This is a genomic window from Eubacterium callanderi, from assembly GCF_900142645.1.
Taxonomy (GTDB): Bacteria; Bacillota; Clostridia; order Eubacteriales; family Eubacteriaceae; genus Eubacterium; species Eubacterium callanderi.
Genome location: NZ_FRBP01000006.1, coordinates 233282 through 250241, shown reverse-complemented (window position 1 = coordinate 250241; position 16960 = coordinate 233282). Strand labels below are relative to the sequence as shown.

General features: G+C 48.0%; 14 protein-coding genes and 1 tRNA gene. 11 read left to right on the top strand and 4 right to left on the bottom strand.

From position 1 onward, the window contains the following. The first annotated feature begins 15 nt into the window (after positions 1–15). From BUC22_RS09875 to BUC22_RS09850, 6 genes are all read left to right on the top strand, one after another. Positions 16–954, top strand: coding sequence for a cation diffusion facilitator family transporter (locus tag BUC22_RS09875; protein WP_013380622.1), 939 nt, complete (start codon positions 16–18; stop codon positions 952–954). Between the two features lie 103 nt (positions 955–1057). Next, entirely contained in the window at positions 1058–1822 is a 765-nt protein-coding gene (locus tag BUC22_RS09870) for a DeoR/GlpR family DNA-binding transcription regulator (RefSeq protein ID WP_070081231.1), read from the top strand. Between the two features lie 190 nt (positions 1823–2012). Next, positions 2013–3761 (top strand): FAD-dependent oxidoreductase, encoded by a 1749-nt coding sequence (locus tag BUC22_RS09865; protein WP_013380620.1) that lies wholly within the window; start codon positions 2013–2015, stop codon positions 3759–3761. A gap of 28 nt (positions 3762–3789) precedes the next feature. Beyond that, complete coding sequence (locus BUC22_RS09860; RefSeq protein WP_013380619.1) at positions 3790–5316, top strand: FGGY-family carbohydrate kinase; 1527 nt, start codon at positions 3790–3792, stop codon at positions 5314–5316. 39 nt (positions 5317–5355) lie between these two features. Next, positions 5356–6783 (top strand): FAD-binding oxidoreductase, encoded by a 1428-nt coding sequence (locus BUC22_RS09855; protein WP_013380618.1) that lies wholly within the window; start codon positions 5356–5358, stop codon positions 6781–6783. A gap of 41 nt (positions 6784–6824) precedes the next feature. Then, positions 6825–8309: an FGGY family carbohydrate kinase gene (locus BUC22_RS09850; protein ID WP_013380617.1), complete on the top strand. Its 1485-nt coding sequence runs from the start codon at positions 6825–6827 to the stop codon at positions 8307–8309. A gap of 375 nt (positions 8310–8684) precedes the next feature. Here BUC22_RS09850 and BUC22_RS09845 read toward each other — a convergent pair whose 3' ends face one another. The 3 genes from BUC22_RS09845 to BUC22_RS09835 are packed head-to-tail and all read right to left on the bottom strand — an operon-like array spanning position 8685 to position 11089. After that, positions 8685–9419, bottom strand: a complete 735-nt coding sequence (locus BUC22_RS09845) for an ABC transporter permease (protein ID WP_013380615.1) — start codon at positions 9417–9419, stop codon at positions 8685–8687. A gap of 12 nt (positions 9420–9431) precedes the next feature. Continuing rightward, a complete protein-coding gene (locus BUC22_RS09840) occupies positions 9432–10181 on the bottom strand; it encodes an ABC transporter permease (RefSeq protein WP_013380614.1) in 750 nt (249 codons plus the stop codon). Further along, positions 10181–11089: an ATP-binding cassette domain-containing protein gene (locus tag BUC22_RS09835; RefSeq protein ID WP_013380613.1), complete on the bottom strand. Its 909-nt coding sequence runs from the start codon at positions 11087–11089 to the stop codon at positions 10181–10183. The genes BUC22_RS09840 and BUC22_RS09835 overlap by 1 nt, the downstream gene beginning before the upstream one ends. Before the next feature lie 154 nt (positions 11090–11243). On the opposite strand from BUC22_RS09835, the gene BUC22_RS09830 reads away from it, so the two are divergent. Together BUC22_RS09830 and BUC22_RS09825 are read left to right on the top strand one after the other, a co-directional pair. Then, the gene (locus BUC22_RS09830; RefSeq protein WP_013380612.1) at positions 11244–11939 is read left to right on the top strand and encodes a response regulator transcription factor; all 696 of its coding nucleotides are present in this window, start codon (positions 11244–11246) and stop codon (positions 11937–11939) included. A 12-nt stretch (positions 11940–11951) separates the two neighbouring features. Continuing rightward, complete coding sequence (locus BUC22_RS09825; protein WP_013380611.1) at positions 11952–13391, top strand: sensor histidine kinase; 1440 nt, start codon at positions 11952–11954, stop codon at positions 13389–13391. A 55-nt stretch (positions 13392–13446) separates the two neighbouring features. Here the strand turns inward: BUC22_RS09825 and BUC22_RS09820 are convergent, their stop codons facing one another. Next, positions 13447–13845 (bottom strand): secondary thiamine-phosphate synthase enzyme YjbQ, encoded by a 399-nt coding sequence (locus BUC22_RS09820; protein ID WP_070081230.1) that lies wholly within the window; start codon positions 13843–13845, stop codon positions 13447–13449. A 193-nt stretch (positions 13846–14038) separates the two neighbouring features. Here BUC22_RS09820 and BUC22_RS09815 point away from each other — a divergent pair. From BUC22_RS09815 to BUC22_RS09805, 3 genes are all read left to right on the top strand, one after another. Next, a tRNA-Ser gene (locus BUC22_RS09815) sits at positions 14039–14127 on the top strand. Positions 14128–14211: 84 nt separating this feature from the next. Further along, complete coding sequence (locus BUC22_RS09810) at positions 14212–15261, top strand: response regulator transcription factor (RefSeq protein WP_013380608.1); 1050 nt, start codon at positions 14212–14214, stop codon at positions 15259–15261. A gap of 217 nt (positions 15262–15478) precedes the next feature. After that, the gene (locus tag BUC22_RS09805; RefSeq protein ID WP_013380606.1) at positions 15479–16897 is read left to right on the top strand and encodes a C69 family dipeptidase; all 1419 of its coding nucleotides are present in this window, start codon (positions 15479–15481) and stop codon (positions 16895–16897) included. Positions 16898–16960 lie beyond the last annotated feature (63 nt).

Sequence of the window (16960 nt, the reverse complement as noted above, 5' to 3'; positions counted from 1 at the left end):
GAAAGGAAGTAATTAATGACCCGTTTACTGGTACGCCTGTTTATTAAAGAGGGCGATAAAACCGGAGACCCGGAGGTCCGACAGGCCTACGGTGTATTAAGCGGCGGTGTAGGCATTGCCTGCAATCTGCTGCTGTTTTTAGGAAAGCTTTTGCTGGGCTTTGTGACAGGCGCCATCTCTATTGTGGCCGATGCGGTCAACAACCTGTCGGATGCCGGCTCCTCCATCATCACGCTGCTGGGCTTTAAAATGGCGGGAAAACCTGCTGACCACGGGCACCCCTACGGCCATGGACGCATCGAGTACCTCAGCGCGCTGTTTATATCCGTTGCCATTATTCTTATGGGGGTTGAGCTGCTTAAATCGTCCGCAGAACGGATTTTAAACCCGGCGGAGACCTCGGTAAGCCTTGTGGTTTTTGTCATTTTGATCGCTTCGATTTTAGTGAAGCTCTGGATGTTTTTGTTTAACCGGAAGCTGGGCCGGAGGATCAATTCCTCAGCCATGGAGGCCACAGCCCTGGACAGTATCAGCGACAGCCTGGCCACGCTGGTGGTACTGATCGGTATGGCCATCAATTATTTTACAGGCTATGATCTGGACGGCTATATGGGTGTAATTGTGGCGGCCTTTATCCTGATAACAGGTATTAAATCTGCAAAGGACTCGGTTCAGCCCCTGATTGGCGCTCCTCCCGATGAGGGCTTTGTGGAGAAAATTCACCGCATCGTCATGTCCCATCCAGAGATAAAGGGAATGCATGAGCTGCTCATTCACGACTATGGCCCGGCACACGCCGATGTCTCCCTGCATGTGGAAATGTCCAGTCAGCTGGACATGGTCACCGCCCACGAGATTATTACCAGTATTGAGGACGAGCTTAAAAGCCAGTGCCACTGTGATGTCACTATCCATATTGACCCGATCGTGGAGGAAAAAACAGAGGAACAGTAAATCCATCGATGAAGGTACGTCGAAACGACGTACCTTCATCGTCTGCGCCCCTTGACTTTTAAAATAACTTAGGCTATGCTTAACCAATAGAGGAGGGAGAACGTTGAAAAATCCACGATTAGAACAAATTATTCAGCTATTGCAACAGCAGGGGACCGTTAGCGTTTCCCAGCTCAGTGAAATTTTTCAGGTAACCACGAAGACCATCCGCCGTGATCTGGAGCTTCTGGAATCCGAGGGAGAGCTTTTGAGAACCCATGGCGGGGCACAGCTTGTCAAGGAGGATATCCTCAGAGAAAAGCCTCTGGAGCTTCGTCTGAACATCGAGGCAGACAAAAAGAAACGAATGGGGCTCAAGGCCACAGGACTGATTGAGCATGGCCAGAAGATTTTTATCGGCGCCGGTTCATCACTCTATCATTTTACAGAGCATATTGACAATACTAAGCGCCTTTATGTTGTGACCGATTCTGTCACAGTAGTCAACCAGCTCAACAGCCGCAGTGAGATCGGTATCTTTATGGTGGGCGGAGAAATCACAAAGCATACCCTCAGCACTTCAGGCACCATTGCAGAAAACACACTGCGGGATTTTTACTTTGATCTGGCCTTTGTATCCGCCACAACAGTGGATGAACAGGGAAACCTTTTCCACCGCGGCCCTGCCGAGTACGGTGTATACCGGCAGCTGGCGAGCCACTCCAAAAGGCTGGTCGCGCTCATGGACGCTGGCAAGCTTTTTAAACGAGATTTCATTAATGTGTCAACACTGCGCCCGGGCGACGTCCTGGTGACCGATGCAGAGGCAGACAAAGAAATGATCAAGCACTATGAGGAAATGGGGCTGACCGTCATAATTGCTGAATAACAAATGATAAAACCGGTATGGGAAAATACGGAAATTTCCCATACCGGTTTTTTTAGTGCAAAAAAACTTAAGAAATGTTCAAAAAGGAAACATAAACCAAAAAAGCCTTGACAAAAAAGATAAAATGTCCTAATATGTCCTTAAAAATAAACCTAAATGGACATAAACGGCTGACGTGGGAGAGAGAAGTATGAACAGCATAAAAAACACAGTAGAAAAGGCGCTCAGGGAAGCATATCCTGGGCTTGAAATCAAGGTTTCAGTCGACAAAAGACAGATCGTAACACTGGCAGGAGAGTGCGTGGACTGGCAGCAGTTAATTGATGTGGGACACAGTGCAGCCAATGTGCCGGGAGTAAAAAATGTCGTCAGCGATATGTGGGTAAAGGGACTGGAGATTCCCAGAAAGGACTACCAGAGCGGACGGGCAAAGGGCTTTGAAGCCGGACTGGTGGGAGAAGCGGATGTTGTCATTGCTGGAGCGGGCGTCATCGGCTGTGGAATTGCGCGGGAACTGGCTAAGTATTCTCTGAAAATTATTGTTGTCGAAAAGAACGATGACGTCTGTACGGGTGCATCTAAAGCCAATAATGGTAATATTCATCCGGGTCACGCGGCCAAAACCGGAACCCTTAAAGCCAGGCTCAATATATTGGGAAACCGGATGTATGACAGGTGGGCAGATGAGCTGGGGTTTGTATTTCAGCGGAACGGCCTGATGTATATTGCGTGGGAGGAGGCTTACATCCCGGCCCTTAAGGAGCGCTATGACAAGGGTGTGGAAAACGGTGTGGACGGCATTGAGATGCTCGACGGCGAGCAGGCAATGGCCATCGAGCCAGAACTCAGAAAGCTGGACAATCCGCCCATCGCGGCAGTCTGGCTGCCAAGCCTGGCCCATGTGGAACCCTATGACGTCACAGTGGCACTGGCCGAGAACGCCGCTCATAACGGTGTTAAATTCTGGTTTAACACGCCGGTTTGTGATGTGCTGAGGCATGATGGCAGAGTTGAAGGCGTAGTGACGCCAAAGGGCATTATCAAGGCGGGCTGTGTCATTAACTGTGCTGGCGTTTACGCCGATGATCTTTCAGAAATGGCGGGAGACCGTTCCTTTACCATTCATCCAAGAAAGGGAACCATCGCCATTCTGGATAAGGCCAAGCAGTATCCCTACAGGCCCCAGATGGGCTTTGTGGGAAACGCCCTTGAAAACCGGATGAAAAACATCAAAAATGTTGAATCGAAGGGCGGAGGCTGCTGCAAAACACCAGAGGGGAATTACCTGCTTGGCCCGTCAGCCAAAGAGGTCTGGAATAAGGAGGACACCGCGACCGACCCAGATGGCCTGGAATATGCCATGAGCTGCAACCAGCACAAGAACGTGGGGCAGCGAGACCTTATCCGCGTTTTTACAGGGGTGCGGGCAGCGGATTTTAAAGAGGATTTTATCATTGAGATGTCTCCGGTGACCGACGGCTTTATCAATGTAGCGGGGATCCAGTCGCCTGGGCTGGCCTCGGCGCCAGCCATCGCCAAAATGGTCGAGGATATTGTGCTGGAGGATTTTGAGAAGAAAAACAGAAAACTTGATGTCCGTCAGGATTATCAGCCGCGGGAAAAGCCCAAAACACTTTTCAGAAAACTGCCGCCGGATGAGAAGAGGAGGCTGATTGAGAGAGAGCCTTCTTTTGGAAAAATTGTCTGCCGCTGTGAGACCATCACTGAGGGTGAGATATTGGAGGCCCTCGACAGTCCGGTTATGCCGGCATCCATCGAGGCCATAAAACGGCGTACAAGAGCGGGGATGGGCCGATGCCAGGGGGGCTTCTGCCAGCCGCGGGTTATCGAGATCCTTGCCAAAAAACTGGGCAGGGACTGGAGTGAGATCAATTTTTCAGAACAGGGGACCAATTTTCTGGAAAAGATGAATAAATAGACACAAACGCAATGAGGGGTAAAGAGTAATGGATAAAAAATATGTGGTAGGTATTGACAGCGGCACACAGAGCACCAGAGTGATCATTTTTGATACCAGAGGCCAGAAGGTCTGTATGGGCACCGCCGCCCATCCGCCGTTGATTGCTGAAAAGGCAGGCTATGCAGTACATGACTATGACGATCTGTGGAACGGCCTCTGCCATGCCTGCGACGATTTGTTTTCAAAATTCAAGGGCGATGTTCATGAAATCGCTGCGATCGGCTTATCCGGGCAGCGGGGAACCACCTTTTTTGTCGGAGAGGATAACCGCCAGCTTTGCAGGCCCATCAGCTGGATGGATTTGCGGTGGCGTGAGAACGCCGGTCATTTGCCGCCGTCCACTGAAGAGATGGACCCCTGGTGTGATTATCTTAGAAATTATTCAAGAATGAACTGGATGAAAACGAATTCCCCAGTGCTTGCCGGAAAGATACACAAATATCTGACGGCTCCGGGCTACATGGGCTATCAGCTTTTTGGCGGCTATGTGGATACCCTGGCCAACAATCTGGGAATGCCTGTAGACCGGGAGCAGTGGGCGCTTTATGAGGATGATGAGGTTTTTGAAAAGATGGGGCTGAAGCGCAGCCAGCTGGCGCGCTTTGTGGAGCCTGGGCAGGTGATGGGTCACATCACAGCGGAAGCGGCAGCGCTTACAGGATTTCCAGAGGGATGCCCGGTGGTGGCCTGTGCGGGTGATAAGCAGTGTGAGGTTTTAGGATCTGGCTCCATCAGTGACGGGCAGGCATACATTACGCTGGGAACCCTGAGCGGCCTGGACATCGTGGGAGAAAAATATATCCCAGATGCTTACAAAAAGCTGAAGCACCGCACTTATCTGGCGTCTGTTCCAGGTACATGGCATGCCGAGGCGGCAATATCAAAGGGGTTTTGGCTGGTGTCATGGTTTAGGGACAATCTGGCAGAAGGGCTTGACGCCAAGGCAGAGAAGCTAGGGATGACCACTGAAGCCTACCTTGACAGGGAGGCGGAGAGCATTCCGGCAGGCAGCGAGGGGCTGGTGACGATTCCAGACTGGAAATCCAACTGGGATAAGCCTGCTGCCAAGGGCATGTTTATTGGTTTTGACCACCGCCATAAAAGAGCCCACATGTTCCGATCACTGATCGAAGGCATTGTGATGCAGCTTAAAGTCAGCACAGATGAAATGTGCGGCATCATTGGAAAATCCATCACAGAGCTTCGCGTGGGCGGTGGTGGGAGCAAGAGCGTCACAGCCGTTCAGACCATTGCGGATGTATTCAATATCCCGGTTAAAAAATCTGTCGAAACTGAAACCTGTTCTTTAGGCTGTGCTATCTGCGCGGCGGTGGGCGCAGGGATCTTTCCGGATTTTCAGCAGGCTGTCGAAGCCATGGGGCAGCAGACAGAAACCTATACCCCGATCGCAGAGCACCATGCCATATACCAGAAGCTGATGGACCGCGTGTTCAGCCAGTGCTACACCATTAATGAAGATTTATTGAAGGAAATCGCTGAAATAACGGCTTAGCCGTTTTAAATAAAATACACAACAGATTGGAGAAAGCGCATGAAACAGGAAGAGTTGATTTTAGGTCTTAAAAAGGTGGTCGGTGACGACCGGGTAATCACAGACGATGCCAGTATTGAAGTGGCATCCAGAGATTATATTGGTTTTCGACGTTATCACAGGTCAGATGGAAAAATATGGGTACCAAAGGCCGCCTGTGTTGTAAAACCCGCTGACACCCAGCAGGCTTCAGAAGTATTAAAATTTTTAAATGCAAACAAGGCCGATGTAGTTCCCAGAACCGGCGGTTCCAGCGTTACCATGGGCTTGGAGCCCGTAGAGGGCGGTGTGATTTTAGATGGCTCAGATATGAATGAGATTATTGCGATTGACGAGGAAAACCGGATTGTAACCGCCAAGTGCGGCACACCTCTGGAATACCTTGAAGAGGTGCTGAACAAAAAGGGCTTCACCACCGGGCACTATCCCCAGTCCCTGCCCCTTGCCAGCCTGGGCGGTCTGGTGGCAACCCGGAGCATCGGCCAGTTTTCAACCCTTTACGGCGGTATTGAGGATGTGATCGTCGGGCTGGAAGCGGTGCTGGCAGACGGTACCGTTGTCCGTATAAAAAATGTGCCGAGACGCTCTACCGGGCCAGATCTCAGACATCTGTTTATTGGCAGTGAGGGGATGCTGGGCTTTGTGACAGAGGTTTCCTTAAAGCTGTATCCTTACAAGCCAGAGAATAGATGGATGCATGCTTATGGTGTTATCGGCATGAAGCGGGGACTTGATTTTATCCGGGAAGTTATGATTGCAGGCTACAAGCCGGCAGTGGTGCGCCTTCATGACAAATATGAGGTAGCGGAACGCATGGGAGCGCCCGCTCCAGAGGGTTATGCCATGCTTCTCTTTATCGCGGAAGGGCCGGCGGAAATCGCAAGGGTTACAGGCGAAGCCATTGAAAAACTGGCAGGCGAATACGAGCTGTTAGACTTGGGTACCAAGCCTGTAGAGGTCTGGCTGGAAACACGAAACGATTCCTGCCCGAACATTGACAAGCCCATCAATTACAATAAGGGGCTGGTTTCAGACACCACTGAAATAGCAGCCAACTGGTCTGAAATCGGGGACATCTATGAAGCGATGATCGAGAGAATTCAGAATGAAATCAGCAATATTTCCTTTGTCGGCGCACATTCCTCACACAGCTACCTCACAGGGACAAATATTTATTGCCGGTTTAATTTCTTAGCGGACAAGGGGGTCGATGCCGTACAGAAAGATTATATGGATCTGGTCAGCATTATTATGGAAGAAACACTGAAGCGGGGCGGAAGCATCGCACATCATCACGGCTCTGGAAAATACCGGACAAAATGGATGCCGCAGGAGCATGGCTCATCCTATGAATTGATGTATCGCCTCAAGGATGCACTTGATCCAAACCACATTATGAATAAGGGCGTTTTGTTAGTCGAAAGATAATTTTAGGGGTAAAATTAAATATTTATATGAGGAGAGATAAAATGGGGAAATATGTATTAGTAATTGATGAAGGCACTACCGGCACCCGGGCTTTGATTTTTGATTCGGATTTCAACATTGCCGCTCAGGCCTATCAGGAATTTACGCAGTATACACCGCAGGAAAACATGGTTGAGCATGACGCCATGGAAATCTATGCCAAGAGTGTGGGTGTCTGCCGCGAGGCCATCGAGAAGGCAGGACTCAGCAGTGATGATATTGCCTGTATGGGCATTACCAATCAGCGGAATACCTGCGTTATCTGGGATAAAAACACCGGTGAACCACTGTACAATGCCATTGTATGGCAGGACAGCCGAACCGGACAGGCCGTAGACGCCATTAAGCAGACCGAATGGGCGGAAAAGATTTTACAGGAGACCGGTAAGGTGATCGCGCCGCACAACAATGCCCTGATTATCAAATGGTATATGGACAATGTGCCGGAAATCAAAGAAAAAATTGATAGAGGTGAGGCACTGTACGGAACTATGGATACATGGATGATCTGGAAGCTGTCAGGTGGAAAGACCCATGCGGTTTCCTGCTCTAACGCCTCCAGCAGTGGCTGTATTGATCTTAGAACCGGTGAATGGCACAAAGAGTTTCTGGATTACGTCGGTGTCCCGATGGATATTTTTCCAGTTATTCAGTCAGAATCCTCCGATTATGGAACCACCGATCTTTTTGGCAGCGCAATCCCGATTACCGGGGCGGTTGCAGATCAGCAGTCCGCATTGTTTGCCCAAGGCTGCCTTGAGCCCGGGACCATGAAATGTACCAACGGTACCGGCAGCTTTATGGATATCAACATTGGCTCAAAATTTAATATTGCCTCAGGCGGCGTGGATAATCTGATCGCCTGGAAGCTTGGCGACACCATTACCTATGCAGTTGAAGGCTTTGTGTCTGTTACCGGCTCAGCAGTTCAGTGGCTGCGTGACGGCCTGAAAATTATTCGGAAATCCTCAGATATTGAGGCTTTGGCGGCTTCTGTTCCAGATACCAACGGCGTTTACTTTGTACCGGCTTTGGTAGGACTGACCACACCACATAACGATCCCTTTGCCCGAGGTATGCTCATTGGCATTACCCGCGGAACCACAGAAGCCCATATCGCCCGCGCAACCCTTGAATGTATCGCCTTTGGCATCAAGGATATTCTGGATGTAGTAGAACGGGAATGCAATGTAAAAATTGAGGAAATCAAGATTGACGGCGGCGCTTCTGAAAACAATCTGCTGGTTCAGATGCTGGCAGATTACTGTGACGCAAGGGTCTCACGGCCTGATACACTGGAAGCCACCAGTCTTGGAGCAGCGCTGATGGCAGCGCTGTACGTGAACATGATCGGCCTGGAGGATGTCAAAAATGTATTGAACACAGACCAGGTCTTTGAGCCCCAAATTGATCCTGTGCTTCGTGACACCCGCAGCCTGGAGTGGAAAGAAGCCGTAAAACGTTCGCTGAATTGGATTAGACACTAACACTTAACCCCTGTTAGTATTTTATAAAAAAGGTTTCTGCTGGTTAATCGCCGGCAGAAACCTTTTTTAAATTGTTATGCCCAGGACATGATACGCCGTTTCGACGTATCATCAGGCTGTCAAAGAAGTGGAGCAACCCAAGACTGGGCCTTTTATCCAGATAAGAAAAAAGGTCCAGGCGCTGTGGTAAACGGTCAGGAATCATACTGCTTTACCGGAACAGCCGGACATTGGCGAGATCAGGGGTCAACATTCATGAAAAAGATACAGATGAGTAGGCAGTGCCCGCAGGACGCTTTTTCCTTTCTTAGGTAAAAGGCTTCGTCTCTTAGGTTTTTTGACACGCTCATGATACGCCGTTTCGACGTATCACGTCTATGATGTGGCGGTGTCCCGCTTTGTAAGACGACGGATTGCCAGCCCTGTGAAAACAAGGATATACACAGCGCAGAGGATAAAAAACAAGATATGCTCAAGCGGGCTGAGCGCTGCCTGGTTCAGCGCGCCAAAGCCCTTGACCAGCAGGGAAGTAGGATACAGCATCCACAGGCCAGAGACGCAGAGCCCCAACCCCAGCACACAGGTGCCAAGACAGATGCCGATGGGCAGAGCAAAGCTTTTAACGATCATGGATAAATAAAGCTGAACAGCCGCTACTGCGATGGAGGCTGCAAGGCCGCAGAGGCTGAAATTTAAAATATCCAGTGGAAAGCCGCCTTTAACACCGAGAAGCAGTCCGGCTGTCAGATAGAGTATTACCAGAAAAGACTGGACAATCAGGCTGATTATGGAAATGATAATAAGCTTTGACAGAATAACAGCTCCCGGAAGGATAGGATAGGTCATCATCATGTTCCAGTTATGATTGCTCTTTTCAAGCCGCATGGTGTACGCACAGCAGATGGAAATAATGATTGGATAAAAGAAATAACCATAAAACAGAGCGACCTGTGTCCAGAGGCTGTACCATCCGTTGACGAGCTCGTGGGGATTAGCGACAAAGTTGCCGCTGCCAAGAAGAACACTGATCAGGGGCAGAAGGATTACAGGTAAAGCGATTTTTGAGCCCTTAAGCTTCAGGATTTCAGCCAAAACAGCATTTTTAAACATAACAGACTCCTTTCAAAATTCTTTTTTGCAGGTGTAGTAACGTCCGGCAAAATAAAGGATAATGCCCAGAAAAAGCGCGACGGCAAAGGGCCAGACAGGCACTGCTGTCAGCAGGATTTCCCCGGAGGGATACGCCATTACAGCCGGGGATAAATCCAAATAGTAGCAGGATAAAACCAGACGCCTCAGGGCGGATGGGAGAAGGCTTCCCATGATTCCCAGAAAGCCGGAAACAATGCCTGCAACCATCACGATAAGCTGGTTTTTAAAATACAGTGCGATCGCCTGGAAAAGGGCGAGCAAAGCTGCGTTAACCAGAGCTGTCCCCACAAGGGCGGTCAGAAAGGCTGTGACTGGAAAGGAAGCTGAGAAATCCTTGAGGAAAAAGCCATAGACGATCAGGCTGCCAAAGGTGATGAGTGAGGATATAAAGAGCAGCAGGTTGCTGGCAGTAAATTTGGCAAGGTAAAGGCGGCTTCTGGTCTCAGAGGTGGTCTCCAGCCATTTCAGAGTATTACCCCTATGCTCAATATCGCATATGCGGCTGCTGAGCACCGCAGCGGCAATGGGAAAGAAAATCACCTGCATGGAGGTAAAGGTCATGAGCAAGGATTCCCAGGGAAAATCAAGCATTCGTCCTCTCGATAAATATTGATCTGTAGCGGCAATGACCCAGACGGCCTGGATCAGCAGAATGATTGTGGTTGTCAGAAAAACCCTGCGGCGTTTCAGCTTGTAAAATTCCAGTTTTAAATAGGTCATTATAACGCGCCTCCTTTACCGGTAAGCTTCAGGAAAATATCCTCGAGGCTCAGTGCATGCTCCTCAATACGGTAGACATCAATCCCATTTTCAATGAGCAGGCGGTTGATCTGCGCGGTCATTTTATCATCAATATCATGGACAAGAACAGTGTCATCTTCTATTTGTGGCTTCATACGGTGCAGAAGAGCTTCTGTACCGACCGGGTTGCTGGTTTTAAAAGCTATACTGGCGCTGCTATATGCGTGCAGAGATTTCAGACTGCCCTGAAAGATAAGTTCTCCATGATTGATAATGCCGCAGGTGGTGGCCATCTGGTCGATTTCACTGAGCAGATGGCTTGAAATCATTACAGTAATGCCGTACTTTGAGGGAAGAGATTTGATCAATTCGCGGATTTCCTCGATTCCAGCAGGGTCAAGGCCGTTGGTAGGCTCATCGAGGATCAGAAGCTTCGGGAAGCCTGCGATGGCCATGGCGATACCAAGGCGCTGCTTCATGCCAAAGGAGAACTGGCTGACTTTTTTGTCCAGCTGGTTGTCAAGCCGCACGATACGCAGGGCCTCAAGAGCGTCTTTTTCAGAAATATTTGAGAGCTTCTGCAAAATATACATGTTTTCTCGGGCGGTCAGATGGCCGTAGTAGGACGGAGATTCAATGAGCGATCCAGTATGCTTTAAAATATCCAGGCGGTTCTCTGCTGTGAAGGGTTTGCCGAAAACTGTAATATCGCCAGAGGTGGGATGCGCCAGGCCCAGAAGCATCTTCATGGTAGTGGACTTTCCGGCGCCGTTTGGACCCAGAAAGCCATAAACTTCACCCTCACGCACTTGGAGGCTTAAATGCTTAACGCGATAGATTGAATCGTATTCCTTGCAAAGCATTTTTGTTTCAACAATATTATTCATTTTTTCTGTACTCCTTTTTCTAAGCTGTTTATAGCTTACCACCGCCACTTCACAAATGCTTTACAGCCACTCTACTTTTAGTCTACTTTTTTATCTGTAGCGCCGGAAGGCGCTTAGAATGTGGTATAATCCCTTTAGAACAGGAGGTAAAATTATGGATTACATTAAAGATAAAGGCATTCTTCTGGTCGACGATGAACCAGAGCTTTTAAAGCTGGTGCATAAGATACTCGAAAATGAAGGATTTGCGAAGGTTTATACAGCGTCGAGCATGGCCGAGGGAATGACCGTTTTTCTGGAAAAAGCTCCGGATATGGCCGTGCTTGATGTGATGCTGCCAGATGGTGAAGGTTTTGAGCTGCTAAAATTCATCCGTGGATCCTCGGATATCCCGGTGCTTTTTTTATCAGCCAGAGGCAATGCCGACGACCGGTTCACCGGCTTTGGTCTGGGAGCGGATGATTATATTATCAAGCCCTTTCTGCCCCAGGAGCTTGTGTTCAGGATCACAGCTATTTTAAAACGTGCCTACAAAAACGAAGCGCCGACCTTTATCCTGGCTGACGCCACAGTAGATCTGGACCGCGCTGAGATTATCAGGGGAGAGGAGATTCTTCCCCTTACGGCCAAAGAGCATGCCATTCTTCAAAAGCTCTATGAAAATGCAGGGAAAATTGTAACCATTGGCGCCCTCTGTGATTTTGTATGGGAGGGCGACAGCTATGGCTATGAAAAACCGCTCATGGCTCATATCGGGCGTATCCGGGAAAAAATCGAGACTAACCCCAGCCATCCAAAGTCTCTTATTACAGTCAAAGGGCTTGGCTATAAGCTGCTCGTAAGTAAATAGAGGAGCAATATCATGTTTAAGCATATCCGGTTTTTTTTCAGACGCTATATGGTTTTGATCATGCTTTCCATTGTTGTGCTCTTTATCCTCAATCTGTATTTGGGCTATGCGGTCGCAGTCCATCCGGTAACTGGAAATCTGAAGGAGTCGCCAGGCGCGATTATCGAAAAGGTATCCGGTGGCCTGCTGAAAAGCGAAAGTGGTACACCTGAGCTTTCGGAGGAGGGAAAAACCCTGCTTGCAGAGAGCGGCGCCTGGGCCATACTCATTGACAATGCAGCCAGTAACATTATCTGGAGTGACCACGCGCCGCCGGAAATACCCAGCCATTTCACACCAACAGATATTGCCGGTTTTTCGCGCTATTACCTGAAAGACTACCCGGTCTTTACCTGGGAAAATCCCAATGGCTTGTTGGTTTTGGGCTTTCCAAAGGACAGCTACATGCGTCTCGGCGATAAATATTACAGCATACCAGTGCTTCAAAAGACCATTACCCAGGCTCTGCCCCTTATGCTGGCGCTCAATCTGCTGGTGATCATGGTGATTTATATCATCAGCGGAACCCTGATGATGCGCCCTGTCAAAAATATAGTGGCAGGATTAGAGGCACTTTCCAGAGATCGTCCGGTTAAGCTCAAAGAAAAAGGAGCATTCTCAGAGCTGTTCGCGAGCATTAATCAGACCTCGGCCATATTGTCAGAAAAAAATGAAGCCCTTAAAAAAAAGGACAGCGCCCGCGCAAACTGGATTGCCGGTGTATCCCATGATATCCGAACACCGTTGTCCATTATCCTTGGCTACGCCGAAGGCCTTAAGACAAGGGATGATACCGAAACCCGGCAGGCAGGGGAAACCATCAGCCATCAAACCCTGCGTATCCGTTCACTGGTCAATGATTTGAATCTGGCGTCAAAGCTGGAATATGAAATGCAGCCCCTGTGCCTTGAGTCCATAGATGTTATGGAGTGCCTGCGCCAGGTTATCAGCGACACTTTAAACAATGGTCTTCCAGAGCAGTATACCATTGATTTTGTTTACAGTGACGGCTGCGGCGGATGTCTGGTAAAGGGGGATGACAGACTCTTTGAGAGGGCCCTTGTTAATCTGATACAAAACAGCATCCGGCATAACCCGGATGGCTGTGATATTCTGGTAAAGCTTGAAAAAAGAGGGGAGAAGCTGGAGCTGTTAATATCGGATAACGGGATTGGGGCCGGGCCCGAAAAGCTTAAGCAAATCCGAAACGCCACTCATTATATCCAAAACGAACAGGAGAACGCTGTGCAGAATCACGGCCTTGGCCTTTTCATTGTAAAAAAGGTGGTGGGCGTTATGGCTGAAAAAATAACTTTTGAGAGCCAGAAAAACAAGTACTTTTCTGTCAAAATGGTTCTGCCAGTATTGCTCACTGCGCAGGAAAAAGATGCTAATTTACCGCGGGAGGAATAGCGCGTATTAAAAAATGAACGCTGACACAGTACAAAACTGCTCAGCGTTCGTCTCATTATTTTTCTTCTGTGATCCGTACATAAAAATGGCGGTTTCGGGGGCCATCAAACTCACAGAAATAAATGTCCTGCCAGGTTCCCAGCAGTAAATTGCCGCCCACCAGCATAATTGTCTCGCTTACACCAAGTGTGCTTGATTTTAAGTGGGCAGTGCTGTTGCCCTCCGCGTGCTGGTATTCGGGAAGATCGGGATAGGTATGGCGCAGTCCGATAAGCATATCATGAACCACATCCGGGTCGGCGTTTTCATTGATGGTAATGGCGGCTGTGGTATGTGGCGCAAAGACTGTAACCGTGCCATCCTTAATACCACTTTTTTGGACGGCCTCCCAAACCTGAGGCGTAATATCGTGCATATTTTCACGGTCTGTTTTTAGCTTAAATTCATAGAGCATTGTCAGGAACCTTCTTTCATTTTAATTATCCATTCATTCTTCTGGATTTATATTTTGCTGAAATAAAATAATTTTTTAATATTATACAATGTATTCTTGAAAATTATCTTTAAAAGGACGCATGCTTTTTCAGGAAAAAAGAATTGACATCTTGGATAAAGTGGATTAGGATATTATAAGATAAATATTGTTTGGAGAAGTATCGAAGTGGTCATAACGAGCCGCACTCGAAATGCGGTTGCCTTCCGGGGCACGTGGGTTCGAATCCCACCTTCTCCGCCATAAACTGCCTGAAATCAATGATTGAGGGCTTTTTTGTTTTCGCGTGACGGCAGGGGTCCTGATGCTATGAAGAGGTAAATAAGAATGTACAACATATTAGTCGTTGATGACAGAGAAGTTTTTCGAAGAAAGCTGAAGCGTATGCCCTATTGGGAGAAATGTAATGGAAAATTCAGGATCAGCGGCGAGGCTTCAAACGGCCTTGAAGCTCTTGAGCTTCTCAGAAAACAGAAAATCGATCTGGTTCTCACAGACATCCGGATGCCGTTGGTTGACGGGATTTCACTGCTTAAGCAGATCAAGCAGGAGAATCTTTGCAGCTGTGTTATTCTGCTGAGTGAATATGCTGAATTTTCATATGCAAAAGAAGGGATTTTAAACGGTGCCTTTGATTACATTGTCAAGCCCATTGATAACACTAAGGTGGAAGATTCTTTTGAGCGAGCTTACACCTTCCTCAGCAGTATCAGCGAAACGGCGCCCTCCAGTGTACGTTATATCGATGCCCTGGCAGAATATATCCTGAGCGGAAATCTGGATGACACCATGGTTTATGCGCGGCATGTTGATGATGAACTGGAAAAGGACACGCAGAGCAGAGAGGCGCGGGCTATCTGTATGAACGATCTGCTTAAAAAGCTCGAGGAGTCTCTTCTCAGCATAAAGCCTTATTTGAAAAAATATTTTATGATGAAGGATTTGTTTCATATCGACCTTCAGGAACGAACAAATGAAACAGAGGCGTTTACCTTTGCAAAATGGATTTCCCGGATATTTAAAGAATTGAAGCCTTTTATCCCAAAAACCGACAACCGAATGGTCAGGGAAATGTGTGAGCTGGCACTTGAACAGCCAGAGGAAAAGCATAGCCTTGCTGGCTTGGCCAACACTTATTTTGTCAACCAGAAATATCTGGGAAGCTTATTTAAACAGGAAATGAAGGTCAGCTTTTCACAGTATCTGACATTTTTAAAAATGCGGCGCGCAGAAATACTGCTGTTGGATAAATGCTTGAAAATATATGAAATAGCTGAAGTACTGGGTTACGAGGATGTAGAGTACTTCAGCCGTATTTTTAAAAATACGACAGGCTGGTCGCCAAGTAGTTACAGAGAGAATCTGCTCAGAAAATAGGCAGCTTTAATCGCGTTGTTATGGCGTGAGCACGTCCGGCTTATTTCTGGAAAAAAGACAGGTTTTTCATGGAATAATTTCCAGAGTATGTCCTCCTCCTGTCTTTTTGAAATAATCCTTTGCCCAAATTGCATTCACTTTTGATAACCTTTCCAGTATCATTTAACCATAAGAAGTACACTGGTTATTAAGTTTTATTTTTCAGGAGGTAATTAAAATGTGTGATACTTTTGTAGCGTTGTCTGACGTTTCGGCATTGAATTCCGTGATTCTGGCAAAAAATAGTGATCGCCCGGCTTTTGACTGTCAGCCGATGGCTTATCATGAAGCAAAAACATTTGGTGACGGAGAAAAACTGCAGCTTGCGTACGTGTCGATTGATCAGACTGGAGAACGGTATCGGACCTTTGGGTCATCACCTTACTGGTGTTGGGGATATGAAGAGGGCATGAATGAGTTTGGTGTGACCATTGGCAATGAAGCGGTTTATACAAAGGATTTAACCGAAAATGCAGAATCCGAGGAATCAGGAAAGCCGGTCGATAAGGGAATTCTGGGTATGGAGCTTATCCGGTTAGGACTGGAACGGGGTAAAACCGCAGAAGAAGCCCTGGATGTTATGGCAAAACTGGTTGAAGCGTATGGGCAGTGGGGCTCTGGCGTACCGATGTCGGACACAGTTTCGGGCTCTTATAATAATTCTTATATTATCGCAGATAAAAAAGAAGCCTACATTCTTGAAACCGCTGGTAACCGTTGGGCTGTACGTAAAGTTGAAAAAGGCTATGCTGCCATTTCAAATGAGGTCAGTATCCGCACAGATATGACAAGTGGCTGCAGTGATCTTATTGACCACGCGATTAAAAAGGGCTGGTGGCCAGAGGAAAAATGGGATGCTTTTGATTTTGCAAAGGCATATATTAATCAGAACAACCCACGCCAGCTTTCTCATATCCGCGTTCAGCGTGCCCGGCAATTACTTTCACAGGCAGCAGGCCGTGATGAAAAAATTGGTGTTACAGATATGAAACGTATTCTGCGCGACCACTATGAGGACACCTTTTTAGAAGGCCCATATTTCAATGCGTCGTCACCGGATTTTCTTACGATCTGTATGCACGATTCTCCGGCAGGATTCACCTGGGGAAATACTGCCTCTTCGATGGTGGCGGTTTTACCCGATAATGACCGGAAGCTGCCTGTTATGTGGTGGGCGCCAGTGGTCCCATGCTGCAGCATTTATATCCCATTGTTTATTGACGCCAGAGGCCTGCCGGAATATTTACAGAAGGCAGGAACCTTTGGAAAAACCATGTGTGCGCCGTCAGAGGTTGACTGTGAAGACACCTGTAAAGAAGGTTCATTCTGGTGGGATATGCGTTCGCTGCTGGATGAAATCAACGGCAACGCAGATGGAGACACCTATGAACAGCGCCACGCGATTGTAAGGAGTTTATTTGATGAGCTGGAAAACAGATGGCTGGCCGAGATCGACGCTGTTGAGATGAGAGCAGCGGCATTGAAAAATGATGGAAAAGTGCAGGAAGCGGCAGATATCCTTTATGCTTATACCGAAAAATGTGTTGGGGAAGCGCAGGAAGCTATTGAGCGTGCTAAAAAGATGTTCCGCGTTTAAGAACAGATTCTAAGATCTGTGAAATAGCAGGATAAGCATAGCGATCCGGAAATATCCAAAATG